Genomic DNA, 26,405 nt, shown 5'->3' on the forward strand with positions numbered 1-26,405 from the left:
AGAAACAAAAATGGCAGACACGAAAATGATAAACGTAAGAATGGCAGGCTCACAATGATAGGAACAAATAGTGCGAATTTTGGTAGTTGAAGACGATATCGTCACACAAGGTTTTATTAAAAAAGGCCTCACAGAACAGGGCTATCAAGTGGACGTCGCCAGTGATGGACAAGATGCTCTGTTCCAAGCATTAGAAGGGGATTATCAGCTGATCATTCTGGATCGCATGCTTCCAAAATTAGATGGTTTAACCGTTCTCAATACTTTGCGCAGCGCCCAAAAAACCTTACCCGTTTTAATACTCAGCGCATTAGATTCTGTTGATGAGCGAGTCAAAGGGCTACGCGAAGGCGGAGACGATTACCTTGTCAAACCCTTCGCCTTTGCCGAACTTCTAGCTCGCGTTGAAATACTCATCAGAAGACAACCCATGGCAGCTGTGCAACAAAGTACCTTGTTACAAGTGTCAGACCTGAAAATGGATCTACTTACCAGACAAGTTTGGCGGGCTGGAAAAGAAATCAGCCTGCAACCAAAAGAGTTCCAAATCTTACGCTATTTGATGGAACACCCTAAACAAGTCGTTACCCGCACCTTATTGTTTGAGGCAGTATGGGATTATGACTTCGACCCACAGACCAATGTCATTGATGTTCACGTGGCACGCTTACGAAAAAAGGTAGAAACCGATGACCTTCCCCCGATCCTTGAAACAATACGCGGCGTTGGTTACCGATTGGTTGAAAAAGCGACGGGCTAGCTTTGCTTGGCGCTTTACTCTGCTTTACACGACCCTATTAATCACCTTAATGGCGGTGGCTTTTTTTGTGCTTTATCAACTCAGCGTGGGCGAGATAAGCCGCAGCTATCAACAGCAAATTCAGCTTATTACGCAGCAACAACGCCTCTTCAACCAACAAATGAACGAAGATGAATACCTGCTTCAATTTACCAGTCAGGCCAAGCAAGTTAACAACCTAGTGCTTGCCTATGAAAATGCGCATGAGACCTACGGCAACCTCTCGCGCTTACCAACCAGCCTCGCAACTTGCCCTGCGCAAACGACCTTTTTTGTCGACAGTGCAAACGATCTGCGCTTTTACATAGGCTGTATTACAACACTCACCCATGGACGCTTATTGGTTGCCTTTGATGATGAAAACTTATATTTCTTGCAAACTCAATTTCTTCGGGCCGGCATATTGGCTTTGCTACTAACCCTCGGGTTAGGTCTGCTATCTGGACGCTACTTATCGACACAACTCCTCAGCCGCATCAAAAACATCAATGACACCGCCAAGGTCATACAAAGCGGTGACCTAGGTGCACGGGTCACCGTTAGCCATCGCCAAGATGAATTCGATCTACTTGCCAACTACATAAACAGAATGCTCAATCAACTGGAAGATTCTTTCCATGCTGTCTCAGGCGTAACTGATGCCATCGCCCACGATCTTCGTACGCCACTTGGCAGACTGCGCCTGCGCCTCGAAAGCCACCTAAACACCTTAGATGAAGCACCTATCAACGAATTACAGTTACAAGAAATGCTTGAAGAGCTGGATCATATTCTAACGACGTTTAGCGCCATGCTAGAGCTAAGCAGGCTAGAACATAAGCAAACTGACTCCCACTTTGACACTGTGAATATTAATCAAATAGCAGAAGATGTTATCGACCTAATACAACCGTTGACTCAAGATAAGCAGCAAACTCTGTCATTTATTGCCACTGCTCAGCCCCACATTAAGGGTGACAAAACGCTTATTTTCCGCGCCATGTTTAATACCCTAGAAAATGCCTGCAAATACACAGGTTCTGGTGGTGCTATCGAATTGATTACCACCACCTCAGGCTTCATTGTCAAAGACAACGGCCCAGGCATACCTGATGAATTTAAAGACAAAGCCCTACAGCGTTTATTTCGCCTAGAATCAAGCCGCACAAGCCCCGGATATGGACTAGGCTTCCCATTAATCAAAGCCATCGCACACTTTCATCAAGGGAAGCTAGAACTTCAAGACAATCATCCAGGCCTACAAGTACACGTGACTCTTAACACTCGACATCAGGGTAATGGACTTATTGGAACAGAGACGAGTGACTGACACAGATTGAGGTAAACACGCTTTAAACCAACAAACGTCGTGTCACTGGAGTCGATTTCACAATCGAAGTATTGGTATCGGCTAGTTCAGACACTCGATCTAAAATGGGGTCTAGCTCGCTGATGTCTTTCAAATATAAACGAGCAACATAGCAATCTTCACCAGTGACTTTATCGCATTCAACAAATTCCGGTATCGAACTAATTAACGCTTCTAACGCTTTTAATTTGCCTGGCAGCTGGCGCATACGCACAATCGCCATCAAACTATAACCCAGCACTTTAGGGTTCACTTCCACTCGATAGCCCGCTATCACGCCACTTTCTTCCAAACGTTTGAGTCGTTCATTGACACTGGGGGCGGTCATTCCAACAGAACGCGCTAGCTCGGTAACAGGGGTTCTTGCATTCGCATAAAGCAGTTCGATGAGCTTAGTATCAATGCCGTCTAAGACATACTCTTCTTTTTTTAGGTTATTTCGCACTTTTACCTCCGATATAGACAGTGTTTTATGATATTTACCTATTTTTATATCTGCCAAAGTAGGGCTTTCGGTTCTATTCTATTCACCATAGAACACTTCCTCGAAAAAAGGTATTCAGCTGAACATTTTACTAAGAGGACTATTTGAGGAATCCCACATGAATCGTTCCAGCAACACAATCGGCAGCATTGAACTAATCCTAGCGATGATACTGTCTGGCACTATCGGCTATTTTGTTATCAGTTCAGGTCAAGCGTTTTGGAATGTGGTGCTGTTTCGCTGTGTTATAGGTACTCTGGTGCTGGGGGGGTACGCCTACTATGCGGGATTACTTCGTCGCGAATACTTCCAGCGCAGCGTCTTGCTGATGATTATTTTGGGCGGCATTACTTTAGTAGGAAACTGGATATTTCTATTTGCCTCGTTCAATTACATTCCCTTTTCTATCGCCACTGTGGCTTACCATATGCAGCCATTATTTTTAGTCTTAACTGGCGCGTTACTCACCAAAGAAAAGCTATCTGGCAGTTTGTTATTTTGGTTGGCGCTAGCCCTTGTCGGGTTGTTTTTAATTGCCGAACTGGATTTCAACGAGATCAAGGCACTGTTTTCTGATGACATGAGCCGTGAAGGCGCTTCCGCCCTATTCGGGTTATTACTCGCTTTAGGTGCGGCGCTGCTTTATACCGTGACCACCTTAGTGACCAAGAAAGTCAGTCAGGTACCATCAACCTTTGTCGCCTTGGTGCAGGTTATCGTGGGTGTTTTTATGCTCCTGCCCTTTGCCGATTTTGACAACTTACCAACGCAAACCAGTCAGTGGATCGACTTGTTGATTCTCGGTGCCGTGCTAACCGGATTTATGTACATCATCATGTATGACAGCTTTCAAAAACTACCCACCAGCTTGATTGCACTACTGTCATTTATCTATCCAATCACCGCCTTGTTTGTCGACCATTTGGCTTTTTCGACCCACATCAGCCTAACGCAAATACTCGGTGTGATATTGATATTACTCGCCGTCAGCGCTGTGAAATTCAATTGGGCCCTTTCTAAAAAAAGAGTCTAAAAAACAAAAGAGAAAACCATGAGACAGATAAAAGAAGTATTCGCAGATCAATCCGATGCCATTGCACAACTCATTCGTGAAGCAAACTGCCCTGTGGCTAAACAGTTTGCGATCAACCAAGAAAACGGCCCAAAGCATCCATCCTTTTGTGAAAGCAGCTGGGTAGAAAAAGATTTTGAGCGCGGCGAACGCTACTTTGTTTTAACAGACAACCAAGAGCCCATTGCTTGTGTGGCTTACGAAGTACCCGCCAATTCAACCGGTGTTCGCAAAGCCTACTTGAACCGATTATCGGTTTTACCTGAGCAACAAAGCAAAGGCATCGGATCACAACTCGTGGCACACATTATTGAACAGGCTAATGCTGACCAGCTCGACTTCATCAGCATTGGCGTGATCGGTGAACACATTAAATTGCAAGATTGGTACGAACAACTTGGCTTCGTAAAAGGCGACACTAAACACTTCGACCATCTACCTTTTTCCGTCACTTATATGGTGTATGATCTTGATCAAAGCCTAAATAAATAGAGAGCGCTAACCATGTCAAAAATCACCCTTAGCGGCCACATTGAAGTTCCAAGTGAAGATCTAGACGCAGTATTGGCAGAGCTACCAAACCACATAGCGCTGACTCATCAAGAAGCAGGTTGCATTACCTTCACTGTGACCAGAGATTCAACCAACCCTCAACGCTTTTCTGTCTATGAAGAATTCACCGACAAAGCCGCATTTGAAAAACATCAAGCCAGGGTGAAAGCGTCTCATTGGGGTGAAGTAACGAAAAATGTTGAACGGTTTTATACAATCACGGAAAACTAAAGATAGTTTAGGCAACGCTTATCCATCTTAGTACAACCGTTACTATCATTCCCACCAGCAAACCCCATAAGATGTTGACGCGTAGGTAAGCCAATACACCAGTACAAAATACGCCGATGCATCTTGCCCAACCAGAGAAATCGCCAGACTCATAAATCATGGCGACGGCTGCTACAGCAATGAGTAAGACAATTCCCATATCATTTAATAAGGCTTCATAGCGCTGAAAACCCTTGAGGTATTTTTCCAAAACCGAACCGAAATAGCGGAAGGTCGCGTTTTGGTTGGATTAGAAAATAATCCGGTTGAGTTAAGGCTTTGGGATTACATTTGTTACCCTGACGATCAGCCATACGTGTTTAAAGCTTTAAAAAAGACACTATGGCCATTTTTGTTACCGAGCATTAAGGTGTATGGACATCTCTCTCATCCATGAAATTTATGCTCATAATTACAAGTCATAGCGGAGAAAATTCTCCGCTATGACTTCGAATCACAATTAGAATTAGTGTCACTCAGAATTTCAATTTTATTTATATTTTTCAAATATTTATCTCTTCTTATATTTTATTCCTTTCTTCATGTACCTCTTAATTTATCGCTTCAATTAATAATAAAAATTGTCTTTTAACTTCAAAGATAACATTGCAAAAAAAACCACTCTTAACAAAAAAGGAGAAAAAACATATTGACATACACTTATGTATGTATCGATACTACAAACATACAGTGTTGTATGTTGAGGGATAATAATGAAAGAATTAGATCGTAAATTTGTAATGGCTGCAGGTCATAAAACAGCCTACTTTGAATGCGGCAGTGGTGAGCCTTTATTGTTGTTGCATGGTTCAGGTCCTGGTGTGTCTGGTTGGACAAACTGGAATGGCGTCATGGCTGAGCTTGGCGAACATTTTCACGTTTTTGTACCTGATATTGCAGGATTCGGTTTTACAGAATTTAAAGAAGACACCCAATACGATATTAAATTTTGGGTCAATCATTTAGTCGAATTCATGAACGCGGTTGGTATTGAAAAGGCATCTTTGGTAGGCAATTCTTTTGGTGGAGCAGTCGGTGTTGGTTTAGCTCTTTTTTCACCAGACCGTCTAAATAAACTGGCTCTACTAGGTACACCTGCAGGTACTTTTGTACAAACACCTGGCCTAGCTGGTGCATGGCGCTATGAACCTTCCGAAAATAATATGCGCGAGTTAATGGCACTGTTCCCTTACGACAAGTCTCTGATCACCGATGAGTTAGTGAAATCTCGCTATGAGGCAAGTGCTCGCTCAGGCTCCCAAGAAGCCTTACGTAAACTTATCCCCAAGCCAAATGATGACGGAGAAACCTTAGTAAAAGGCTTTCCTGAAGGTGCTTTACAAAAAATTACCGCGCCGACTTTAGTCCTTCATGGTCGTGAAGATGCCGTTGTACCTCTTGAGTGCGGACAACGCCTAGTGAACAACATACCAAACGCAGATCTGTATGTTTTTGGTCAGTGCGGTCATTGGGTTCAGTCTGAACAGCGCTCAAAATTCATGAATGTCGTTACTGCATTTGTTGGCGGCTGAGCAAATACCCAAGGGGATATTTATGAAACGGGACGTAATTGAACGAGTACTTTGGAACCTGTCTGTCGATCGTTTTTCTAAAGTGAAATACAAAGAAGATCCAAATAAATTTCTGTCTCGATTTGCCTTAGACAAATCAGACATCGAAAAAATACTCACATTTGATGTGAAAGCACTACAAGAAATGGGGGTCAATCCAATGTTGACGATGGGGTATTGGGTCGAAATGTCACCGGACAATTCCATGCAGACTTATAACCAAAAGCTGGGATCTAACGGCGTTCACTCTGCATCAATAAAGGGATAAGACAATGGCGACAATAGTAAGTGGATTTTTAGTTCCTCATGACCCAATCATGTTTGTTGCGCCGGATGCACCGGCTAAAGACATCGCGGATAAAGCGTGGGGAGCTTATGAAACCTGTGCTGTTCATTTGGCCGATTTGGATGTTGATACCGTCATTATTATAGGCAATGACCACTACATGCTATTTGGTACAACATGCTTACCACAATACTGTATCGCGACGGGCGACCTAGATGGCCCTCTTGATCAAATGCCTGGACTTAAGCGACAGCTCATACCAAATAACGAGGCTCTTGCAACGCACATTGCCACCCATGGACATGCAAATGGATTCGATTGGGCTGTGGCACGTTCATTCACCACAGATCATTCATTTTCGATTCCTTTTCAAAAAATAGTGCAACGCGCATCAGAAATTAAAGGCAAGGAAATTAAAGCGATTCCTGTTTACCTTGCCAGCGCAGTTGATCCGTTTTTAAGCATGCAACGCAGCCAACAGCTAGGACAAGCAATTGCCAAAGCAGTAAAGGCATTTAAAGGTGATGAGCGTATTGCGGTGATTGGTAGCGGTGGAATTAGCCATTGGGTTGGCACTAAAGAATCCGGCACAGTAAATGAAGACTTCGATCGCGAAATTTTAACGTTCTGCCTGTCATTGGATGAAGCATCCATCATGGCACTAAGTGACGAAAAAATTCTGTCAGAAGGCGGTAATGGAGCCATGGAATTACGCAATTTTGTCTGCGCAATGGCGGCGGTTGAAGCAGATTCTAGCGAATTAATCGAATATCAACCTGTCCCAGAATGGGTAACTGGATTGGGCTTCGTAGAACTGAAAAAGAACCCAACAAAGAGCTGAAATTATGACACGACTATTTCTTTGTAACGTCTCTGATGTACCGGATAACACGGTTCGTAAAATTGATAGTGCTGAACATGGCGACATCGCTGTCTATAACTTAGGTGGACAATTTTATGCCACTGCAGATTTATGCAGTCATGCTACCGCGTCACTGGCGGAAGGTGATATTGAAGATGATCTAATCGTTTGTCCTGTGCATTGGGGCACATTTCATATACCGACAGGAGAAGCAAGAGGTTTCCCCTGTGAAATCAATATCAAGTCTTACCCAATAGAACAAGAAGGTGACGAATTATTCGCCTTGATTAATGAAAGCAATAAAGACCAAAACTTGATTGCGAAAGGCTAAGAGGCTGAAAACATGGCTAACAAAATAAAAACAATAGACGTAACCGACACATTGCCTGACATAGACAGTTTTTGTGATATTCCCAATGCACGTATTTCAGGGGAGATTTTTCATCGTCAAGATATCTATGATCAGGAGCTAGAAAAGGTCTTTGCTCGCTGCTGGCTATTTGTCGCCCATGAATCCCAGTTCAAAAAAGCCGGGGACTACCTTACCACCACAATGGGCGAAGACGATGTCATTGTGGTGCGCCAAAAAGATGGCTCTCATAAGGCGTTTATCAATGCCTGCCCACACCGCGGCAATAAAGTATGTTTTTCTGAATCGGGGAATGCTCGGGGCTTTATCTGTAACTACCACGGTTGGTCTTTCAATATTGAAGGAAATCTAATTGGTCAACATGAATCAGGTATTTACGAAAGCAGCAACTTCGATGCGTCACAGTGGGGATTAAGGGAAGTCGCTCAAATCGATTCTTATAAAGGTTTAATCTTCGCGACCTTCGATGCTGCCGCACCATCTTTAGCAGAATATTTAGGCCCAATGACTTGGTACTTAGACGCTTTATTCGACAATCAAGAAGGCGGTACTGAATTTGTTGGTGGCTGCATTCGTTCGACTATGGATTGTAATTGGAAAATTGCAGCCGAGAACTTTGTTGGCGATATATTGCACGCAGGCTGGACTCATGACTCAGCCGCTCGCGCTATGCTGGGTGGCGCTGTATCTAAGGTCAGTGACTTCGAAGAATCTTATTCCGTTAACTGGAATGGACATGGCTATGAATTTGCTTTGGACACTGTCGGCAATGTCGCTGTCCTTGGCGAAAGTGCACTCAATAAATATTTGCACACCATAAAACCGTCTGTCGCTGAGCGTTTAGGGGATTTCCGGTCGAACATGATTGGCTCCGTTTCCTCTTGTACTATTTTTCCTAATTTTTCATTTTTGCCTGGCCAAAATACGGTGCGAATTTGGCAACCCAGAGGCCCCAATAAAATAGAGTTATTCACTTGGGTTGTTGTTAATAAGAGCGCACCAGATGACGTTAAAGAAAAATGGCGCAAAGGTGCCATGATGACCTTTTCGCCAACTGGCGTATTTGAAATGGACGACGGGGAAAATTGGGAGTACTGCACTAAAACCGCACGTGGCCGAGTCACGTCTCAACAAGATCTGTTTGTCGGCTTAGGTCAAAACTCCTGCCTGGAAGAAACCGATTTGCCCGCAAATGTCTATTTTGGCCAACTAAACGAAGCTAATTCACGTGCTTTTTACCAATATTGGGGAGATCTACTGAAATCACCAAATTGGGCTGCCATGCCTAATCGAAATCATGGCCGGACTGAAGCTGGCGTCAATGCAGATAAAACAGGAATAAAGGGAGCTTAATAATGTTTTATAAAAGTGAAGATCTTACCCCTGTGTCTGCGGAAGAATTCCATCATGTGAGTATGGTTTTGGCAAAAGAGTATCGACTTCTTGATGAAGAAAGGTTCGAAGATTGGTTGAACCTTCTTCACCCTGAAATCCATTATTGGATGCCAGGGATGGAAAATCGTCGCCGTGAAAACCCTTTAGAACATGGTTTTTTTGACAGCCAACATATGGCGTTTTTTGATGACACTATGCGCGACCTTAAACGCCGTGTCGCCCGTTTTAATCAGCCCTCTGCTTGGGCAGAAAACCCTGGGACACGAAATATTCATATTGTTGCCGGTGTAGAAGTATTTCTTGGTGAAAACGAAGGTGAATACATTGTGTATTCCACGTTTCAAAGCATTCGCTCACGCGGACTCGATGAAGAGTATATTTTTAGCGGCCGTCGCTACGACACTTGGCTAAAAGTAGAGGGCTCATTAAAGCTTAAAAAACGACTGATTCTAATGCCGAATGCAACGCTCACTTGCAAAAACATTAATACATTTATTTAGAGTGCTAGACATGAAGCTAATGCAATCCAAAGTAGTGTTGATAACAGGTGGAGCCGATGGCATAGGTCGTGGTGTCGTCGAATACATGTTCGAACAAGGTGCAAACGTTGCGGTGATGGACATAAATGCAGACAAACTTGCGGCATTACGCTCAGAGATATCTGAAGACATTTTCACCTTACAAGGTGATGTCGCATCGTTTGCCGATAACCAACGTATGGTCACGGCCACTGTAGAGCATTTCGGAAAAATAGATTCTTTTATTGGCAATGCGGCGTTGTTTGATTATTTCACGCCTTTGCACAAACTCGATGGAGACAGCCTATCCGAAACCTTCGATAAGCTTTTTCATGTCAATGTTTTGGGCTATATCAACGGCGTAAAAGCGGCCGCACCAGAATTAAAAAAGACCGGCGGCTCAGTTGTACTAACCGTATCAAACTCTGGCTTCTACGCGGGTGGAGGTGGTGTTTTATATGTGGCAAGTAAGCATGCTGTTGTCGGCATTATTAAGCAGCTCGGGCACGAATTAGCGCCAGAGATACGAGTTAATGGTGTTTCGCCTGGCGCAACGGATACCGCAATGGCGTCAGTATCTGGAGTGTCAGATCGTGCCCAGCCACTCAATAGCATCAAGGGATTTCGAGAAAATGCGGCAAATGCAGTACCGCTAAATCGTATCGCTTCACCAAAAGATCATGCCCACCTTTACCTCGTTCTAGCTAGCAACGAGTTATCGCCTTTCACCACTGGCAACATCATCCATAGTGATGGTGGTTGGGCCGTAAAATAAAAATAAAACGGAAACGACTATGAACTTATTTGACACCTCATCTAACAGTTTAAAGCTGCCATTAATTGTGGCTCCTATGTTTTTGGTATCGTCACCAGAATTGGCCATTGCCTCCTCTAAAAGTGGCGTAGTCGGCAGTTTGCCCGCGGCCAATGCTAGAACCGTTGAAGATCTTGACCAATGGATGGCTCAGATTCATCAAGCGCTCAATAGTGAGAATCTACCTTGGCTGTTCAATATGATCGTGCATAAAACCTATGATCGCTTTGATGCCGAAATTGAATTAGTCAAACGCTATCAACCCGCCATTGTTTCGACCGCTCTTGGATCTCCTACGCGAGTCATGGAAGCAGTAAAATCATATGGTGGCAAAGTCATTGCTGATGTCATTACCCCAGCCATGGCTAAAAAAGCCGTAGACGCTGGAGTCGATGCGCTCATTTTAGTAACCAATGGCGCAGGTGGTCATACTGGGACTTATAACCCATTGGCGTTTATTGCCGAAGTTCGGCAGTTTTGGAATGGTCCGTTGGGTATCGCAGGCTGTATTTCAACGGGAAATGATTTGCTTGCTATGTTAGTAGCCGGAGCCGATTTTGCTCTATCCGGTACTCGCTTTATTGGTGCTCAAGAAAGCTTGGTATCCGATGCCTATAGAGACATGTTGGTAGAAGCTCAAATGGGCGATGTCATTGAAACAAAAGCCGTTAGTGGTGTTAAAGCTAACTGGATGCGCCAAAGTTTGGAAAAAGCTGACATTGATCCAAGTGTCGACAACCCTGCAGCTATTGATTTCTCTGGCAACATTTCTACTGCAAACAAAGCTTGGAAAGATGTCTGGTCTGCAGGCCATGGCGTTGGTCGAATCCGCAGTAAAGAAACCACGGCAGAGATAGTCGATAGTATGGTTGAAGAGTTCAACTCTGCGATAAGCAATGCAAACACCCTGCTAACTCAACTTGCTAAAGCTGTCTGAGGAGAAAAACTATGTCTAATGACCTAAGTACTATTGCAGAAGAACTCATTCAAGCCCGCAGGACTTGTCAGCCTATTGCACCGATCAGTCAACGATATGAAGGTTTAACGGTGGAAGATGCTTATGCAATTCAAACCCTCGTCGGTGATAAACGTGTCGAGGATGGAGGGCGAATCATTGGTTATAAAGTAGGACTGACATCCGAAGCAGTCCAACAACAACTCAACGTCAATGAACCAGACTTTGGCTTACTATTTGCCGATATGGAAATTCGTAAAGACCAAAATCTAGATCGACACTCAATGATCGCGCCAAAAGCAGAAGGTGAAATCGGTTTTGTTTTCAATCGTGACATTGAAGAAGCTGATATCACACTATCAGAACTCAAGTCGGCCATTGATTACTTTTTCCCAGTTGTAGAGATTGTCGATTCAGCTATAGCCGATTGGAAAATCACCTTGGTGGATACTGTAGCCGACAATGCTTCTTCCGCTTTATATGTACCCGGTGACACTTTCTATTCACCACATGGCATCGATTTCACACAACTCGAAGTAGAAGTAAGTGCAGAAAACATAGCGTTTTCTGGAACAGGAGCAGCCTGTTTGGGAAACCCACTTTATGCAACCTTATGGCTAGTCCGCAAGATGGTGTCGTTAGGACGTCCAATACGACGCGGCCAAGTCGTTTTGTCTGGAGCTCTCGCGCCTATGGTAACGCTCAATGCAGGGCAGACCGTAGAGTTTCATTTCAAGGGGTTAGAAACCATACAGGTTATCACTAAATAGTTTTTAAAATCATTGAGAACAGTTCTACCAGTTTGACAGGTACACACCGCTACAAGAGGTGAGCCCATCAAATATAACAATAAAAAGAGGTTTGTTATGGAAATGCTATCGGTGTTTGGGCAGTTGCCTACACCTTCTGTCAACGCAGAGCGTAATGACAAGGGTGAGATCATTCTTGAATCGAATATGGCTTTATTGCCCTATGAGAAAAGAGTAGGAGATTGGCTAAAGAAATGGGCGAAAGAAAAGCCTGATACAGTTTTTATTGCCGAGCGGAAAAATATTCATCAGCCACAAGACGGTTGGCGTACATTTACCTACGCCCAATTTCTAAAAAAAGCAGAGCAAATTGCTCAAGGTATTTATGCCTCAGGCGTGACGTTTGAACGCCCTATTTTAATCATCTCGGCAAACTCCATAGATCATGCTTTGATAAAAATGGCGGCGATGCACATTGGTATTCCTGTCACATCGTTGTCTGTAGCGTACTCAATGTTTGAAGGTAAATATGATCGCTTAGCGGCTGCTGTAGAAAATTTAAACCCAAGCATCATTTATGCCGAAGATGGCCAAGCTTCTGCTTCAGCCTTAGCTTCTTTAAGTGGAGATCACCTAGTTCTTGTTTCGTCTGGTATTGATGCTCTAGACAAGGTACGGCAAGCGACAACTACTCTGCACGATTTATCAAATGTTGAAGTCACTGCCATTATTGACGAGTTATATGACAGAGTCGATGCGGATACTGCAGCTAAATATATGCTGACATCAGGCTCAACAGGACACGCCAAAGTCGTCGTTGTGACTCATAGAATGATGTGCTCTAACCAACAAATGATTGTCCAATGTTTGCCATTTTTAGAAACCACGCCACCTGTAGTTTTAGATTGGCTGCCTTGGAGCCACACTTTTGGCACCAATCATAATTTCAATTTGGTGCTAAGAAATGGTGGTAGTTTATATGTGGATGAAGGTCGTCCCATGCCGGGTATGGTTGAAAAAACAGCGGCAAATATTCTTGAAGTAAAGCCAACGCTTTCTTTCAACGTCCCTAAAGGTTATGAGGCCCTCCTTCCATTACTTAAGCAGGATAAGGCCCTCTCTACTGCCTTTTTTGAAAACCTACAAATGGTATTTTACGCAGCGGCATCCTTATCAGAGCCAGTGTGGCGAGAGCTTAAAACACTGGCGGCTAAACACAATTGCAACCCTCTGTTTTCTACCGAATGGGGATCAACAGAAACGGCACCAGCCAACACCAGTGTTCACTGGGTATTAGAAAAATTTGGAAACATCGGCATTCCTATGCCCGGCGTGCAAATAAAACTGGCACCCAATGACAATAAATTTGAAATGCGTATCAAGGGACCGAATGTTTTCCGAGGTTATCTGAATGACGCCAAAAACACTCACGAAAGCTTTGACTTGGATGGCTTCTATAAAATCGGTGATGCTGGCTATTTAGCCGACCCTGAGAACCCATCTGCGGGAATTATGTTCGATGGCCGTGTCTCCGAAGACTTCAAAATGTCGACAGGCACTTGGGTGTGCGTCGCCACCATGAAAAAACGCTGTGTTGAAGCACTTAAAGGGTTAGTTACCGACGTCCTCATAGCGGGCCATGATAAAGATTACCTTAGCTTAATCGTGTTCCCTACGCCTAGTATTTATAAATTAGTAGGCGGTGAACTAAATCATACCCAGCTTCTTGAAAGTGCTTTGCTTAACGGAATCTTTAAAGAAGCCCTTGACGAAATAAATGCTCAAGCAAGAGGCTCTTCGCAAAAAATTGAGAAAATTGTGTTAGCAGAGACTCCTACATCCATCGAGTTAGGAGAAGTGACAGACAAGGGCAATTTCAATCAGCGCAAATTATTAACGACACGAAAAGAACTTATAGCAGAGATTTATAGCTGTGAAGGTCAAGCCGTGGTCTGTGGTTAAGGTCAATTTAGAGGCAATCCCATGAGTAAAAAATTGAAAGCGGTCATTATTGGACCTGGCAACATTGGTACAGATTTGTTGATAAAAATGCAGAGATCTGAGTGGATCGAACCAGTTTGGATGGTAGGTATTGACCCTGAATCTGCCGGACTACAACGTGCCGCGGAAATGGGTATTAAAACTTGCTCTGCGGGCGTTGACGGGATCTTAGAACACATAATAAAGGATGATATTCGTATCGCCTTTGACGCAACTTCTGCTTATGTTCATGCGGAAAATTCCCGCAAATTAAATGAGCTTGGCGTCATTATGATAGATCTCACTCCGGCAGCAATTGGTCCGTATTGCGTACCGCCCGTAAATCTAAACGATCACGCAAGCAACCTAGAAATGAATGTCAATATGGTGACCTGTGGCGGCCAAGCGACCATTCCTATGGTAGCTGCAGTGTCTCAAGTTCAACCTGTTGATTATGGTGAAATTATTGCCACAGTATCGTCTAAATCTGTTGGGCCGGGTACACGTCAAAATATTGATGAGTTTACTCGTACAACCGCTGGAGCCGTTGAAAAGATAGGTGGTGCGAAACAGGGTAAAGCCATCATCGTTATCAATCCGGCTGAACCACCATTAATCATGCGCGATACCGTTCACTGCTTAACAGAAAGTGAACCAGATCAAGCCGCGATTACAGAATCCGTCCATAAGATGGTGGCTGAAGTCCAAAAATATGTCCCAGGTTACCGCCTAGTAAATGGACCAGTATTCGATGGCCATCGTGTTTCGATGTTTATGGAAGTGGAAGGACTTGGAGACTTTCTACCAAAATACGCAGGCAATCTAGACATCATGACCGCTGCCGGTTTACGCACGGCAGAAATGTTCGCAGAAAAAGCAGCGAACGGCAGCATTAATTTACCTTCTCGCAGCCAAGCGGCTCAACACTAATTAAGGAGTGACACAATGAACTTAAACGGCAAAAAAGTCACTCTACATGACATGAGCTTACGTGATGGCATGCATGCAAAGCGACACCAGATTTCAGTAGATGAAATGGTCAGCATCGCCAGTGCAATGGATCTTGCTGGCATGCCTATGATTGAAGTCACCCACGGCGATGGTCTAGGTGGCGCATCGGTCAACTACGGATTTCCGGCCCACAGTGATGAAGAATACCTCAAGGCTGTAGTACCCAAAATGAAACAAGCCAAGGTATCTGCTTTGCTATTGCCAGGTATAGGCACTGTGGATCACCTGAAAATGGCAAAAGACTGTGGTGTGTCCACTATCCGCGTGGCGACCCACTGTACTGAAGCAGATGTATCGCAACAACATATCACTATGGCTCGAAAAATGAACATGGATACCGTCGGTTTTTTAATGATGGCACACATGGTATCGGCAGAAAAAATCCTAGAACAGGCCAAGTTAATGGTGAGTTATGGTGCTAATTGTATCTATTGTACTGACTCCGCAGGTTACATGCTGCCAGATGAAGTAACAGAAAAAATCAGCTTACTTAAGGCAGAACTAGGTAGCGACATAGAACTGGGATTCCATGGCCATCACAATATGGCAATGGGTGTGGCGAATTCCCTTGCCGCTATTGAAGCTGGTTGTTCTCGAATAGATGGCTCTGTCGCCGGATTAGGTGCAGGAGCAGGAAATACACCGCTAGAGGTCTTGGTCGCTGTGCTCAATCGCATGGGCTGTGAATCAGGTATTGATCTCTACAAAATCATGGATGTCGCTGAAGACTTAATCACCCCGATGATGGATCAGCCTATTCGCGTTGATCGTGATTCGCTTACCTTAGGTTATGCCGGTGTATATAGCTCTTTTCTATTATTCGCAAAACGTGCAGAAGCAAAGTATGGCATTCAAGCACGCGATATTTTAGTAGAACTAGGACGACGAGGAACAGTCGGCGGACAAGAAGACATGATCGAAGATCTTGCATTAACCATGGCAAAAGCTCGTTCTTAAGCCATCAATTCTTACTGAGCTGGCCTCTTTTGAAGCGGCCAGCTAATCACTTAGAGGTCTACTATGAGTATGATTACAGTTAACCCAAGCGGTAAGTTTTTTGAAAGTATTGCAGGTAAGAGTATTCTCGACGCGGCATTGCGATCTGGCATCATGCTAAAGCATGGATGCCGCGACGGTCGTTGCGGAGATTGCCGCACGTCGTTAGAAACACCTATTTCCCCTACTGCTATCTCTTACCCTGCTGGATTACAGTTACAAGCATCGGATCTAGCCGGTGAAACAATATTATGCTGCCAAGCTCAAACAAACCAAGATCTTGTCTTAACTGCTCCTGAAGTGACAGAGCTAGACGGTATTTCGATTCAAAAATTAGTTTCTCGGGTGCTCAATAAAGATCTCGTCTCATCTGACGTCGTTTTGCTAAAACTCATGTTAGCCCCAGGAAGCGAATTTCCTTACAGAGCTGGTCAATATGTCGATATCACCCTACCAAATGGTGTAACTAGAAGTTACTCAATGGCAACTCAACATGTCGAAGATAATGCTATTGAATTGCACATCAGATTGAAGCCTAACGGTGTCGGTACGCCTTACATTTTCAATGAATTAGCACAGCGTAAAATGGTGACCATTGAAGGACCATTTGGCAGTTTTTATCTACGTAAAACGCAAGCCTCTATTATTTTATTAGCTAGTGGAACCGGATTTGCACCAATAAAAGCCATTATTGAGCAACTTATCGAAGAGCAAAAGATCGTTAATTCGACGACTCGCCCTGTCCGTTTATATTGGGGTGGTCGTTGTGCAGAAGATCTTTATATGTCTACATTATGTGAACAATGGAGTAATGAACTTTCTTGGTTTGATTATGTTCCTGTTGTTTCTGACAAAACTGAAAATTGGTCTGGCAGAACCGGTTTTGTACATCATGCCATTATGGAAGACTTCGCTGATTTATCACTGTATGAAGTCTATGCCTGTGGAGCACCGATTGTTATCGAGTCTGCTCGCAATGACCTCATAAGTGGATATGGCTTACCTGCAGAAAACTTTTATTCAGACACTTTTTTGTAATTCTATTTAAAAAAGCATTATTAATTTGCTATAAACATACACTAATGTATGTAAATATATTAATAATAAAAAATAATAAAAACGGAGAATGAGAAATGAAGAAAAATTTCAAACAAGCATTAACGGTTGGTCTACTATCGATTTCTACCTTAAGTGTTTCTGTTAATGCTCTAGCAGACACCATGGTATTACGCTATAACCAATGGTTTCCTTCCCAACATTGGTCACAAAAAGATGGCTTACATAAGTACTTTGACGAAATAGAAAAAGTCACAGAAGGCAGAGTAAAAGTTCAACCGTCGGCAAAACCTATTGTACCTCCAACTAAAAACTATCAAGCCGTTTCTCAAGGTATTGTCGACATTGCTTGGGGCCCACATGGCTATACGCCAGGTGCTTTTCCTTTAAGCGAGATGGTGGAGTTTCCATTCAGCGTTCAAGATGCAGGCGCTAGTTCAGTAGCCTACCAACGTGTATTTGATAAATACTTCAAGCCCGCAGGTATGCATAACGATGTAGTGACCTTAGCTGTACATGTTACATCTGGCGGCAATTTGCACATGAAAAATAAACCCATAAATAACGCCGAAGACTTTCAAAACACCAAAATACGGGTACAAACATCAGTCGTATCTAATGCGATTAAAAGCCTTGGCGCTGTCCCTATTAGCGGATCACTCAACGAACTAAGAGAATTTTTATCCCGAGGTATTGTTGATGGGACAAGTTTATCCGACGAATTATTAACAGGCTTTAAAGTAGACAGCTATATAAATTATGTTACCCAAATACCAGGGGGACTTTATTCGAATAGTGCATTTATTATCTTAAATAAAGACAAGTGGGCACAGATCAGCAAAGCCGATCAAGATGCGATTATGAATATTTCAGGTGAAAAACTAGCTCGCAGAATGGGCAGTCTTTGGCATGAAAATGACCTAATTGCTCGTAAAAAACTTCAAGACAAGTTAGGCGATAACTATAAAGTTGCCTCTGAGGCTCTTATCACTAGCCTAGATGATGCGTTTTTAGCCGGTCGCATAGAATGGCTTGATAAAGCCAAAGCAGCGGGCGTAGATACAACCGCCGCGATAGCTTATTACAATGAACAAACGCAGTTAGTAGAAAGTAACTAACCTTCTCGATTGGGAGGATAGTCTATGAACTATCCTCCCAATGATACCGCCTAAAAAGCATTCCTTATTATCTAAATTTAGGTATTTCTCTGAAAGGAAAACTTAATGAAGTATTCATTACTTTCAATCATAGCGTTTTTCTGCTCTAAGCTGTCAATGACAGTATTAGCGCTTATGGCAATTATCACTTTTATCGATGTATGTGGACGCGTTATTTTAGGTTCTTCGCTAGGTTTCACATACGAAATAATCGGTATATTTTTAGCGATTTTATTTTATGCTGGCCTTTTTAAAGTTCATAAAAATAACCAGCATATTCGTATAGATCTTCTCGATAATCTATTCAAAGGGACTTTTGGGATAGTCATTAGTTGGCTTAGCTACTTTCTAGAAGTCGCCTTATTTTCTGCTATAGCCGTCATGCTTTTTCAACAAATGGAAGATACTCGATTGTTTCAAGAACGCTTTATGTTTCTCGGCTTTTCCAAATGGTATGTACTGTTTGCAATGGGTGTATTGGCCATTATTGCTTTAATTCCATTGATTACCAAGATCCCGAAAACTCAATATGACACGCTACAAGATGACGCACTTCAAACAGAAAATAAGGAAGGGAGATAAACTATGGAAATGATTATTGCCTTTGCCGCTCTTTTAGTTTTGCTATTTCTTAGGGTACCAATTGCTGTAACTACAGGTGTAGTTGGACTAGCAGGTCTAGCTTGGTTTCAAGGATGGAGCCCTGCACTTGCTCAATTAGGCATCATTGCCAGTGAAACCGTCTTATCTTATGAGTTTGCAGTCATCCCTTTATTCATTTTAATGGGCAATATTATCAGCAGATCTGGATTAGCCGAGGAGTTATATGTCGCAACTAATGCTTTGATTGGACACTACCGTGGTGGATTGGCTATTACAACAATTGCAGCATCGGGCGGATTCAGTACTTTTTGTGGTTCCAGTTTTGCGACAGCTGCGACCATGAGTCGAATCGCTTACCCTTCAATGAAACAGTTTGGCTATAGCGAAGGACTTGCTACAGGTTCTATCGCTGCGGGTGGCACCTTAGGGATTTTGATACCGCCATCTATTGCTCTCGTTTTTTATGGAATAATGACAGAAACAGACATAGGACAATTATTTGTTGCAGGTGTAATTCCGGGGATTCTAGGAGTTTGCTTGTATATTTGCGCAGTACTTTATGTTGTTCACGTCAGAGGTGAAAAAGCAGGATCAGGTACAAAAGCGTCTTTCAAAGAACGCCTTGCTGCAATTGGTCAACTGTGGGCTTTTTCACTGCTAGTAATATTAGTTTTAGGCGGAATTTACATGGGTTTTTTTACCCCAACTGAATCTGCTGGTGTCGGTGCTATCGGTGCTATTATCGTTACCTTAGCCCGCGGCAAATTCAAATGGCGGTCTTTCATCGATGCTTTAGAGGAAACAGCTTCAACCACAGTGACCTTAATCGCCATTCTCATAGGTTCTTTAGTATTTGCAAACCTAGTAAATATTTCAAATTTACCCTATCACATTGTCAATTGGCTTAATGATATGAAATTGCCATTACTCGGTGTGATTTTCGTAATATTGATCATTTATTTTTTATTAGGTGCGGTTCTCGAATCAATGTCCATGATGTTATTGACTGTACCCGTGTTTTATCCTGTTGTTGCTGAAATGGGAATGGACCTTGTGTGGTTTGGTATCATTGTCGTAGTCGCAACAGAAATCAGTTTAATAACACCTCCCGTTGGGCTAAACGTATTCGTCCTCAAGTCAGTCCTACCTGAAGTCGATATACGAACAATATTTCGCGGGGTCATTCCTTTTCTGGTGGCTGATCTAATACGTTTGGCATTAATCGTACTCTTTCCAATAATATCTTTAGCATTGGTCAGCTATATGTAAGAGAAAGCGCCCGCTTGATATTTAACCGAGAGGGCGTCTTTATTAATAACTATGCAATTCGATGTTGGCACTCTGAGATTGGGCACACATCAGCTAAGAAATTAGTTAACCTCTTAGCTCGATCAGCTTGGTCTGAGCGACTATTACCCGTGGTAAGAATAGAGGTAGCCATCATGTAGGAGTACACCAAATAGGACAAATCACTCGACTGACTTGCTGAGTGATTCATTTCAAGAAAAATACCTTCAAGATACTTAATCCTATAGGAATCTACTTCCTCAACAGCGGATCGGGCCATATCATCACGTCGAGCCCATGCACGTAGTGACAGCTCAACTGACGCCGCATCAAATGACTTCCCACCTCGAAGAGGTAACATCATCAACGCAAGCAATCGGTCTTGTGCTGTTAATTCACGACTATTCAAACCTTCAATAACGGCTTCTGTTGCACTTAAGCGCCACTTATCTAATATAGCTTTGAGCAAATCTTGACGATTACCAAAGTGGTAATAAAAGCTACCACGAGTAATCTCTAGCTTTTTAGCAAGACTATCAACTCGAACTAAATCTATACCGCCAGTTGAAAGCTGCATCATCGCAGCATTAATCCAGTCATCACGCGTCAGTTTGGTATTATTCATAAGAAGGCTTTTTCAAAATACTCTTGTGTATGTTGGTAATGCATTAATCATATCAAATATGCTTTCAAGGCATGGAAATATTTTTTGTTATATATATCTGGATCAATTAATTGCGATGCCGTATCACCACTCGCTCAATAACCTCTTCAATCCAGGCTACAGTGAGCCAGTCTGGTGCGGAGGCGGAGCGAGAAAAGGCGATTTCTACCGCAGGAAGGCTAGGTAATAAATCACTTGCGATGATTTCCAATGAGTCATTCACGCTGATGCTGGCGATGGCGGAGATAGCTTTTTCGGCCATCAACAGGCTCTCAATAAGGGTGAGATTGGCGGTGACACAATACAGTTGATAGTCAGTGCCTTTCTTCTGCAAACCATCAACGGCGCTGGAGTGAAATTTACAGCTCGATTCGTATAGCGCCAATGACAATGGATTGAGGGCCATCCAGTCAAAGCCTTTTTTCGCCACCCAAACGCCTTTGTCTTGGAACAAGGTTAAGCCTTCGTCGCTGTCTGGTGTTCGCGTAACTAGGGCTAAATCCACTTCGCCTTTGTCCATCAATTCTCTTAGTTCAGAGGATGTGCCAGTGCGAATTCGAAAGCGGATATTGGGTTGCATCGTTTCCATTACGGACATAATGACGATCAACAAATTCGCCACATAATCATTCGGACACCCCAGATTAAGCAAGACGCCTTGCTGCGGGCCTTTGATGGATTGCAACGCGCTTTCCTGCAATTGCAAAATTTGTCTCGCATAATGCACAAGCTGCTGACCGTCTTCGGTAAGTACTTGATCTCGACCTTGTTTGCAAAACAGTTCAGTACCGACTTGTTCTTCCAATCGTTTCATCTGCATGCTAATGGCCGATGGCGTACGAAAGGTTTGCATGGCGGCGCGCTGAAAACTGCCGTGATCGACAATAGCCACAAGGGTTTTTAATAATTCCGTATCCAATGCAATCCTCTCTTTAATCTACGCACTTTATTTCTACGCACTTTATTTCTACTCACTTTAATTCAAAGCACTCTAACTTAAATGCATTGATCAAAATGCGTTATGCCAGCCGTCAATTTAATTTGCTTTTTTCTGCTTCTGTCTTATCGCAAGATCAGACCATCAACTAAGAAGGAAAGACTTATGATTCTGCACGATTTTTTACCCTCAGGGAACGGTTATAAAATCCGTTTGTTATGTGCCTGTTTAGATCTGAAAGTGACGTTAAAACAATATGACATTACCAAAGGAGAAACACACACAGAATCCTTCTTAGCGATTAACCCAAATGGTAAAATTCCGGTGTTGGAGTTAGATGACGGACAATGCTTGAGCGAAAGTAATGCTGTGCTTCTCTATCTGGCTGAGCAGTACAATCTTGCAGAACAACACAAATCCGCCTTGTTACCGACCGATGCAATCCTTAGAGCCAAGGTCTATAAATGGTTATTCTGGGAGCAATACAGCCACGAGCCCAACATTGCCTCGCCACGTTTTTGGCTAACTCACAACGCCATGACAGATCTAAAAAAACAAATGTTGCCAGATCGTATTCAGCAAGGTCATGCTGCGTTAAAACAAATGGAAGAAACATTGGCAACACAAGCGTTTCTAGTGGGCGATTTCATGACACTTGCGGATATTTGCTTGTTCCCTTACACCCATGTGGCGGAGGAAGGCGGCTCTTATCAACTGTCCGAGTATCCAAATATTCAACGCTGGATTAAAAATATTGAAGCTTTGGATTGGTTTATACCGATTACCCAAGCGTGATTCACTTTTTATTCAAACGAGAGAAGGCACTTGATTAAAAGTGCCTTTAAGGTTACCAATCAAACACAAAAAGTCTCATCCACTCGAACTTCGGTCAGTACCGAGTTGGCGATAAAGCAAGCTTCGTGGGATTGATGATGAAGTGCTTTTAACACCTCTGAACTGGGTCTTTCACCAACAAAAGTGACGGTTGGACGTAATACGACTTCGGTCATCATTTGCTTGCCATTGGGGCCAATTGCTAAGGTGCCGATAGCCTTGTCTGTGTATTGTTCGACGATGAGCTTTTTGCGAGAAGCAAAGTCCAAAAAGAACAACATGTGACAGCTGGAAATAGAGGCTACAAATGCTTCTTCAGGGTCTACATTTTCTGCAACGGACATGGGTAAAGGTACAATATGCGGCGAAGACGAGGCTGGCACGACTACGCCGCCTTCGAACTGCCATTCATGGGCACGACTGTATTTTTTATCCAAAAATAACTGTGAACCACGCTTCCATTCAACAGTTGCAAAGTATTCTGACATATTCCATTTCCCCTTTTTGTTTGCCTTAGATACTTGTTTGTCTCAAATAACAGATATAACAAATTTCCCCAATGTTTTGAGCCCGTAAGGTTAACTTATTGTCACTATGTCCAAAGTAGATTTTTTACCTAAATATCTCTCTTTTCAAAAAATTACAATTTGTTCGAAAAACAACCTAAACACAACTTGCACACATTCATCCCAAGTGCCATTTTTAATATAACGCTATTGTCCAATTGATGTAGTTTCTTTGAGAGAAGACAGCTGTATAGCAGGGAACGTTTACCATTTTGGTTTTCAAAGGCTTCAACAACAGGGATATTTTCATGAAGATGCTAAAGACGATAAGAGGTCGCTATACATTAATTTTTGGCGGCTTAGCGTTGGTTTTCCTACTGGTTATAATCTCTACAGAAACATTGGTTAATTACTTACAAAATAGTATGGGTAAATACTCCTCTGGCACTTCGCTAATTCAGAATGCCGATAGAGATTTGTATCAATCTCGTCTCGCACTGGCCACGTTAGTATTTGAGCACAACGCAAACAATGCCAAAGAATTAGAGGAAGCTACGCTATCTAATGCCAAGCAAGCATTGGATCGCATGCAGCAATTTCGACTACTCACAACGGATATAGATGAAATCTCTAGCCTATTAGCGAACTTCGATAGTCTCTATAAAGATTGGTCTGCTACCAATCTCGACATTATCCAATCAATGAAAGATAACCCCGATGCAGCAATAATCCTGTTTGTTAGTGATAACCAAACAAATTTCATCAAACTTCGCAGTTTGTACGATCATTCGGAAGAACTGATCAGCAAATACTCTGCACTTGAAAACAAAGCAATCAATGAATTCACTGACACCTTTAAACTGACAGTCGGCATATTCGCGATTTTCGCCTTACTTTTGAGTGTCATACTGGCTTGGTTTGCCCCTCGAAACATTTCAAAAGCTATCCAATTGGTCACTTTCGGAGTTCGTCAAATCAGCTCTGGTGATGGCGATTTAACACGCCGTATAAACAGCACAAAGCCAGATGAAACTGGCGAATTGAGTCGAGAATTAGACAGCTTTGTCGCTCGTCTCGGCAGCTTGATTGGGCAGGTTCGTAACGGGTGTGAGCATATTCGCCAAGAGATGTTTAATTTGGGGGAATCCGCCTCTGAGTCTGCTAACCTAAGCGAACGCCAAAACCAATCACTTGATTTTGTGGTCACCGCCGTTGAAGAAATGGGTGGTGCAACTCGTGAAGTTGCGCAAAATGCCGCTGACACGGTGGCTGAAGTGGAAGCATTAAACCGTTCTGCAGATGATGGCGTTAAACAATTAGACAATGCCATTTCTCAGCTTGATAACCTTGCAGAGCAAATCCAAGGTGCTGCAGGCGTCATCAATCAACTTTCTGAACGATCCGATAAAATTGCTTCTGTATTGGATGTCATCCTTGGCATTTCCGAGCAAACCAATTTACTCGCGTTAAACGCTGCGATAGAGGCCGCGAGAGCTGGTGAGCAAGGTCGAGGCTTTGCGGTTGTTGCTGACGAAGTGCGTGAACTAGCCAGCAAAACTCAAGCCTCTACTGAAGACATTCAAAAGATGATCAATGACTTACAGTCTGGCGTGAGCAATGCAGTAAGCTCGATTACTCAAAGTGTTGATATGGCTGGCACCAGCGTCTCTCTTTCACGTAAAACTATGGAATCTATTGCAGTTGTAAAAACATCCGCCGGACGAATCTATGACTTTACTGCTCAAACCGCCAGTGCAACAGAAGAGCAAAGCAAGGTCACTGACGAGATAAACGAGAACCTATCGAATCTTGCCAGTATGTCGAAAGACGTCATGGAAATATCCAAACGCATCAGCCATTCGGTTCATCAAACGCTAAGCAATTCTGATGAGCTTGCTAGTCAGGTTAAACGCTTCACGGTTTAATAAAACACTTATTAAAAGCCCCAAAAAACCGTCTTAATCATTGATTTCGGCGGTTTTTGTCTATTTCATGCTATCTAAATGGGGTCGTAAAGTGAGGATTGTCTATAAATTTGCTGTCCGTAAGACTCGTTAAAAACGCCATGAGTTGACGCTTTTCATCGTCGGTTAATAAAAACGGATGTAACTTATCAGACCTTAATGGAGACGCTTTACCTTGCTGTGCTGCACGTCCACCAGCTGCATAATGCTCTATCACCTTTTCTAATGTGGCGATAGAGCCATCATGCATATAAGGCGCTGTTTGAGCGATATTGCGCAGCGTTGGTGTTCTAAATCGTCCTTTGTCTGCCTCTTTCCCTGTATGTTCAAACAATCCTTGGTTGCCTTCTGGGTAAGCACCTTTGCCATCCAAGTTATAAAGCCCTGTGTTATGGAAGGCTGACGCTTGCGTCGCATCGGAAAAATGCACACCAGTATGACAGCTAGAACACTCCAATCTCGCACTAAAAAATAATGCCTCACCAAGCTTAGCATCCTCACTGATGGCACTGTCATTATGATTGTATTTGTAATCGTCATAAGGTGACTGATAACTAATTAAAGTACGTTCAAAAGAAGCCAACGCTTTGGTAATCGTGTCAAAGCTAATAGGGTTGTCTTGATCAGGAAAGGCTTTATGAAATAAATTTGGATAAATAGGGTCCCGTTGTAGAAACAAAATTACTTTTTCTTCTTGCCCTTTGGTGTCCATTTCAATGGGATGAGTACCGAAAATAGGCACATTTGCTTGGTCTTCTAAACGTACCTCGTTAGGATTCGCCCAAGTCAGTGTTTTCATATAAGCCACATTGACAATCGACATGGCATTACGACTATGAAACTGCCCTGTGACACCGACAGAAACGGGTCTTGGCTCTGAAAATGAATGTTCAGGCATATGACAGGTCGAACAGGACATGTAACCTGGACCAGACAAATTGGCATCGTAAAAAAGCCGCTGACCTAACGTGACTTTTTCCTCGCTCATTGGATTATCTACAGGCACGATAGGTGCAGGCATCCATGCAGGCAATGCCCAAATATAATCACCTGCATATAGGTAGGGAGTACAAACTAGCAATATTGACCCCAAAGCAAGATGCCCAACGAGGGATGAAAGATAAGTACATTTGACCCTCATCAAACCTCCCAAGGTCTTTTATTTTAAATATAAAACCGTTTTGATAGTAAACGTCCTAGGCCGTATAAAATAACAGCAACAGGAATATTCAATAACAAAACCAGTAGGCAATCCATCGTCACAGCCAAAACAAAAGCGAATGCGGCATCTAGATATAGGCAGGTGTTTCCCAACAATAAGAGGAAAAAAGAAGTTTTTATCTGCATTTACCAACCCTCCTTATT

The 26,405-nt window shown here is 43.0% G+C and carries 30 protein-coding genes; 23 read left to right on the forward strand and 7 right to left on the reverse strand.

Going from position 1 to position 26,405, the window contains the following annotated elements; genetic code table 11:
- Positions 1-70: 70 nt before the first annotated feature.
- Both CCS02_RS10720 and CCS02_RS10725 read left to right on the forward strand, forming a co-directional pair.
- Positions 71-760: a response regulator transcription factor gene (locus tag CCS02_RS10720; protein ID WP_100636554.1), complete on the forward strand. Its 690-nt coding sequence runs from the start codon at positions 71-73 to the stop codon at positions 758-760.
- Positions 690-2,108 carry a sensor histidine kinase gene (locus CCS02_RS10725; protein ID WP_100636555.1) on the forward strand — a complete coding sequence of 473 codons (1,419 nt, stop codon included), beginning with the start codon at positions 690-692 and terminating at the stop codon, positions 2,106-2,108. The genes CCS02_RS10720 and CCS02_RS10725 overlap by 71 nt, the downstream gene beginning before the upstream one ends.
- Before the next feature lie 22 nt (positions 2,109-2,130).
- On the opposite strand, the gene CCS02_RS10730 is transcribed toward CCS02_RS10725, so the two are convergent.
- The gene (locus CCS02_RS10730; protein ID WP_100186104.1) at positions 2,131-2,592 is read right to left on the reverse strand and encodes an Lrp/AsnC family transcriptional regulator; all 462 of its coding nucleotides are present in this window, start codon (positions 2,590-2,592) and stop codon (positions 2,131-2,133) included.
- A gap of 157 nt (positions 2,593-2,749) precedes the next feature.
- Here CCS02_RS10730 and CCS02_RS10735 point away from each other — a divergent pair, with 157 nt between their 5' ends.
- From CCS02_RS10735 to CCS02_RS10745, 3 genes are read left to right on the forward strand one after another with little or no spacing between them, the layout of a single operon-like run.
- A complete protein-coding gene (locus CCS02_RS10735) occupies positions 2,750-3,664 on the forward strand; it encodes a DMT family transporter (protein WP_100636556.1) in 915 nt (304 codons plus the stop codon).
- 18 nt (positions 3,665-3,682) lie between these two features.
- The gene (locus tag CCS02_RS10740) at positions 3,683-4,195 is read left to right on the forward strand and encodes a GNAT family N-acetyltransferase (RefSeq protein WP_100186106.1); all 513 of its coding nucleotides are present in this window, start codon (positions 3,683-3,685) and stop codon (positions 4,193-4,195) included.
- A 12-nt stretch (positions 4,196-4,207) separates the two neighbouring features.
- Positions 4,208-4,486, forward strand: coding sequence for a putative quinol monooxygenase (locus CCS02_RS10745; protein WP_100186107.1), 279 nt, complete (start codon positions 4,208-4,210; stop codon positions 4,484-4,486).
- 7 nt (positions 4,487-4,493) lie between these two features.
- Here CCS02_RS10745 and CCS02_RS10750 read toward each other — a convergent pair whose 3' ends face one another.
- On the reverse strand, positions 4,494-4,736 hold the full coding sequence (locus CCS02_RS10750; RefSeq protein ID WP_100636557.1) for an AzlD domain-containing protein: 243 nt from the start codon (positions 4,734-4,736) through the stop codon (positions 4,494-4,496).
- A 502-nt stretch (positions 4,737-5,238) separates the two neighbouring features.
- Here CCS02_RS10750 and CCS02_RS10755 point away from each other — a divergent pair.
- The 16 genes from CCS02_RS10755 (at position 5,239) to CCS02_RS10830 (ending at position 20,117) form a co-directional block, all read left to right on the forward strand.
- The gene (locus CCS02_RS10755) at positions 5,239-6,057 is read left to right on the forward strand and encodes an alpha/beta fold hydrolase (protein WP_100186109.1); all 819 of its coding nucleotides are present in this window, start codon (positions 5,239-5,241) and stop codon (positions 6,055-6,057) included.
- A gap of 22 nt (positions 6,058-6,079) precedes the next feature.
- A complete protein-coding gene (locus CCS02_RS10760) occupies positions 6,080-6,364 on the forward strand; it encodes an extradiol ring-cleavage dioxygenase (RefSeq protein WP_100186110.1) in 285 nt (94 codons plus the stop codon).
- Between the two features lie 4 nt (positions 6,365-6,368).
- Positions 6,369-7,223: a protocatechuate 3,4-dioxygenase gene (locus tag CCS02_RS10765; RefSeq protein WP_100636558.1), complete on the forward strand. Its 855-nt coding sequence runs from the start codon at positions 6,369-6,371 to the stop codon at positions 7,221-7,223.
- Between the two features lie 4 nt (positions 7,224-7,227).
- Positions 7,228-7,575, forward strand: coding sequence for a non-heme iron oxygenase ferredoxin subunit (locus CCS02_RS10770; RefSeq protein WP_100636559.1), 348 nt, complete (start codon positions 7,228-7,230; stop codon positions 7,573-7,575).
- Between the two features lie 12 nt (positions 7,576-7,587).
- A complete protein-coding gene (locus CCS02_RS10775) occupies positions 7,588-8,967 on the forward strand; it encodes an aromatic ring-hydroxylating oxygenase subunit alpha (protein WP_100186113.1) in 1,380 nt (459 codons plus the stop codon).
- Positions 8,968-8,969: 2 nt separating this feature from the next.
- A complete protein-coding gene (locus CCS02_RS10780) occupies positions 8,970-9,509 on the forward strand; it encodes a 3-phenylpropionate/cinnamic acid dioxygenase subunit beta (protein WP_100186114.1) in 540 nt (179 codons plus the stop codon).
- Positions 9,510-9,519: 10 nt separating this feature from the next.
- Entirely contained in the window at positions 9,520-10,302 is a 783-nt protein-coding gene (locus tag CCS02_RS10785) for an SDR family NAD(P)-dependent oxidoreductase (RefSeq protein ID WP_100186115.1), read from the forward strand.
- A gap of 19 nt (positions 10,303-10,321) precedes the next feature.
- Entirely contained in the window at positions 10,322-11,278 is a 957-nt protein-coding gene (locus tag CCS02_RS10790) for an NAD(P)H-dependent flavin oxidoreductase (protein WP_100186116.1), read from the forward strand.
- An 11-nt stretch (positions 11,279-11,289) separates the two neighbouring features.
- The gene (locus CCS02_RS10795) at positions 11,290-12,066 is read left to right on the forward strand and encodes a 2-keto-4-pentenoate hydratase (protein ID WP_100186117.1); all 777 of its coding nucleotides are present in this window, start codon (positions 11,290-11,292) and stop codon (positions 12,064-12,066) included.
- A 96-nt stretch (positions 12,067-12,162) separates the two neighbouring features.
- Entirely contained in the window at positions 12,163-14,007 is a 1,845-nt protein-coding gene (locus tag CCS02_RS10800) for an AMP-binding protein (protein WP_100186118.1), read from the forward strand.
- A 21-nt stretch (positions 14,008-14,028) separates the two neighbouring features.
- Positions 14,029-14,955: an acetaldehyde dehydrogenase (acetylating) gene (locus CCS02_RS10805; RefSeq protein ID WP_100186119.1), complete on the forward strand. Its 927-nt coding sequence runs from the start codon at positions 14,029-14,031 to the stop codon at positions 14,953-14,955.
- A 15-nt stretch (positions 14,956-14,970) separates the two neighbouring features.
- A complete protein-coding gene (gene dmpG / locus CCS02_RS10810) occupies positions 14,971-15,993 on the forward strand; it encodes a 4-hydroxy-2-oxovalerate aldolase (protein ID WP_100636560.1) in 1,023 nt (340 codons plus the stop codon).
- Between the two features lie 63 nt (positions 15,994-16,056).
- Positions 16,057-17,070, forward strand: coding sequence for an FAD-binding oxidoreductase (locus tag CCS02_RS10815; RefSeq protein WP_100636561.1), 1,014 nt, complete (start codon positions 16,057-16,059; stop codon positions 17,068-17,070).
- Between the two features lie 95 nt (positions 17,071-17,165).
- A complete protein-coding gene (locus CCS02_RS10820) occupies positions 17,166-18,206 on the forward strand; it encodes a TRAP transporter substrate-binding protein (protein ID WP_100186122.1) in 1,041 nt (346 codons plus the stop codon).
- A gap of 105 nt (positions 18,207-18,311) precedes the next feature.
- A complete protein-coding gene (locus CCS02_RS10825) occupies positions 18,312-18,827 on the forward strand; it encodes a TRAP transporter small permease (RefSeq protein ID WP_100636562.1) in 516 nt (171 codons plus the stop codon).
- A gap of 3 nt (positions 18,828-18,830) precedes the next feature.
- A complete protein-coding gene (locus CCS02_RS10830; protein ID WP_100186124.1) occupies positions 18,831-20,117 on the forward strand; it encodes a TRAP transporter large permease in 1,287 nt (428 codons plus the stop codon).
- Between the two features lie 49 nt (positions 20,118-20,166).
- Here the strand turns inward: CCS02_RS10830 and CCS02_RS10835 are convergent, their stop codons facing one another.
- Both CCS02_RS10835 and CCS02_RS10840 read right to left on the reverse strand, forming a co-directional pair.
- Positions 20,167-20,760 carry a TetR/AcrR family transcriptional regulator gene (locus CCS02_RS10835; RefSeq protein ID WP_100186125.1) on the reverse strand — a complete coding sequence of 198 codons (594 nt, stop codon included), beginning with the start codon at positions 20,758-20,760 and terminating at the stop codon, positions 20,167-20,169.
- Between the two features lie 106 nt (positions 20,761-20,866).
- The gene (locus tag CCS02_RS10840) at positions 20,867-21,718 is read right to left on the reverse strand and encodes a LysR family transcriptional regulator (protein WP_100636563.1); all 852 of its coding nucleotides are present in this window, start codon (positions 21,716-21,718) and stop codon (positions 20,867-20,869) included.
- Positions 21,719-21,901: 183 nt separating this feature from the next.
- On the opposite strand from CCS02_RS10840, the gene CCS02_RS10845 reads away from it, so the two are divergent.
- Entirely contained in the window at positions 21,902-22,531 is a 630-nt protein-coding gene (locus CCS02_RS10845) for a glutathione S-transferase family protein (protein WP_100636564.1), read from the forward strand.
- Positions 22,532-22,590: 59 nt separating this feature from the next.
- On the opposite strand, the gene CCS02_RS10850 is transcribed toward CCS02_RS10845, so the two are convergent.
- Positions 22,591-23,058, reverse strand: a complete 468-nt coding sequence (locus CCS02_RS10850; protein WP_072838746.1) for an OsmC family protein — start codon at positions 23,056-23,058, stop codon at positions 22,591-22,593.
- A 326-nt stretch (positions 23,059-23,384) separates the two neighbouring features.
- On the opposite strand from CCS02_RS10850, the gene CCS02_RS10855 reads away from it, so the two are divergent.
- Positions 23,385-25,001 carry a methyl-accepting chemotaxis protein gene (locus tag CCS02_RS10855; protein ID WP_072838745.1) on the forward strand — a complete coding sequence of 539 codons (1,617 nt, stop codon included), beginning with the start codon at positions 23,385-23,387 and terminating at the stop codon, positions 24,999-25,001.
- A 70-nt stretch (positions 25,002-25,071) separates the two neighbouring features.
- On the opposite strand, the gene CCS02_RS10860 is transcribed toward CCS02_RS10855, so the two are convergent.
- Together CCS02_RS10860 and CCS02_RS10865 are read right to left on the reverse strand one after the other, a co-directional pair.
- Positions 25,072-26,121 (reverse strand): MbnH family di-heme enzyme, encoded by a 1,050-nt coding sequence (locus CCS02_RS10860; protein ID WP_232728864.1) that lies wholly within the window; start codon positions 26,119-26,121, stop codon positions 25,072-25,074.
- Between the two features lie 83 nt (positions 26,122-26,204).
- Positions 26,205-26,387 (reverse strand): hypothetical protein, encoded by a 183-nt coding sequence (locus CCS02_RS10865; RefSeq protein WP_072838743.1) that lies wholly within the window; start codon positions 26,385-26,387, stop codon positions 26,205-26,207.
- Between the last annotated feature and the right edge of the window lie 18 nt (positions 26,388-26,405).

Source organism: Marinomonas sp. ef1 (assembly GCF_002806845.1).
Classification (GTDB): domain Bacteria; phylum Pseudomonadota; class Gammaproteobacteria; order Pseudomonadales; family Marinomonadaceae; genus Marinomonas; species Marinomonas polaris.

What these genes read in the sequence shown, in the direction of transcription:
- CCS02_RS10725 (WP_100636555.1), top strand. Translation starts at nt 690, where the DNA reads ATGACCTTCCCCCGATCCTTGAAACAATACGCGGCGTTGGTTACCGAT.
- CCS02_RS10735 (WP_100636556.1), top strand. Translation starts at nt 2,750, where the DNA reads ATGAATCGTTCCAGCAACACAATCGGCAGCATTGAACTAATCCTAGCG.
- CCS02_RS10740 (WP_100186106.1), top strand. Translation starts at nt 3,683, where the DNA reads ATGAGACAGATAAAAGAAGTATTCGCAGATCAATCCGATGCCATTGCA.
- CCS02_RS10745 (WP_100186107.1), top strand. Translation starts at nt 4,208, where the DNA reads ATGTCAAAAATCACCCTTAGCGGCCACATTGAAGTTCCAAGTGAAGAT.
- CCS02_RS10755 (WP_100186109.1), top strand. Translation starts at nt 5,239, where the DNA reads ATGAAAGAATTAGATCGTAAATTTGTAATGGCTGCAGGTCATAAAACA.
- CCS02_RS10760 (WP_100186110.1), top strand. Translation starts at nt 6,080, where the DNA reads ATGAAACGGGACGTAATTGAACGAGTACTTTGGAACCTGTCTGTCGAT.
- CCS02_RS10765 (WP_100636558.1), top strand. Translation starts at nt 6,369, where the DNA reads ATGGCGACAATAGTAAGTGGATTTTTAGTTCCTCATGACCCAATCATG.
- CCS02_RS10770 (WP_100636559.1), top strand. Translation starts at nt 7,228, where the DNA reads ATGACACGACTATTTCTTTGTAACGTCTCTGATGTACCGGATAACACG.
- CCS02_RS10775 (WP_100186113.1), top strand. Translation starts at nt 7,588, where the DNA reads ATGGCTAACAAAATAAAAACAATAGACGTAACCGACACATTGCCTGAC.
- CCS02_RS10780 (WP_100186114.1), top strand. Translation starts at nt 8,970, where the DNA reads ATGTTTTATAAAAGTGAAGATCTTACCCCTGTGTCTGCGGAAGAATTC.
- CCS02_RS10785 (WP_100186115.1), top strand. Translation starts at nt 9,520, where the DNA reads ATGAAGCTAATGCAATCCAAAGTAGTGTTGATAACAGGTGGAGCCGAT.
- CCS02_RS10790 (WP_100186116.1), top strand. Translation starts at nt 10,322, where the DNA reads ATGAACTTATTTGACACCTCATCTAACAGTTTAAAGCTGCCATTAATT.
- CCS02_RS10795 (WP_100186117.1), top strand. Translation starts at nt 11,290, where the DNA reads ATGTCTAATGACCTAAGTACTATTGCAGAAGAACTCATTCAAGCCCGC.
- CCS02_RS10800 (WP_100186118.1), top strand. Translation starts at nt 12,163, where the DNA reads ATGGAAATGCTATCGGTGTTTGGGCAGTTGCCTACACCTTCTGTCAAC.
- CCS02_RS10805 (WP_100186119.1), top strand. Translation starts at nt 14,029, where the DNA reads ATGAGTAAAAAATTGAAAGCGGTCATTATTGGACCTGGCAACATTGGT.
- dmpG (WP_100636560.1), top strand. Translation starts at nt 14,971, where the DNA reads ATGAACTTAAACGGCAAAAAAGTCACTCTACATGACATGAGCTTACGT.
- CCS02_RS10815 (WP_100636561.1), top strand. Translation starts at nt 16,057, where the DNA reads ATGAGTATGATTACAGTTAACCCAAGCGGTAAGTTTTTTGAAAGTATT.
- CCS02_RS10820 (WP_100186122.1), top strand. Translation starts at nt 17,166, where the DNA reads ATGAAGAAAAATTTCAAACAAGCATTAACGGTTGGTCTACTATCGATT.
- CCS02_RS10825 (WP_100636562.1), top strand. Translation starts at nt 18,312, where the DNA reads ATGAAGTATTCATTACTTTCAATCATAGCGTTTTTCTGCTCTAAGCTG.
- CCS02_RS10830 (WP_100186124.1), top strand. Translation starts at nt 18,831, where the DNA reads ATGGAAATGATTATTGCCTTTGCCGCTCTTTTAGTTTTGCTATTTCTT.
- CCS02_RS10835 (WP_100186125.1), bottom strand. Translation starts at nt 20,760, where the DNA reads ATGAATAATACCAAACTGACGCGTGATGACTGGATTAATGCTGCGATG.
- CCS02_RS10845 (WP_100636564.1), top strand. Translation starts at nt 21,902, where the DNA reads ATGATTCTGCACGATTTTTTACCCTCAGGGAACGGTTATAAAATCCGT.
- CCS02_RS10850 (WP_072838746.1), bottom strand. Translation starts at nt 23,058, where the DNA reads ATGTCAGAATACTTTGCAACTGTTGAATGGAAGCGTGGTTCACAGTTA.
- CCS02_RS10855 (WP_072838745.1), top strand. Translation starts at nt 23,385, where the DNA reads ATGAAGATGCTAAAGACGATAAGAGGTCGCTATACATTAATTTTTGGC.
- CCS02_RS10865 (WP_072838743.1), bottom strand. Translation starts at nt 26,387, where the DNA reads ATGCAGATAAAAACTTCTTTTTTCCTCTTATTGTTGGGAAACACCTGC.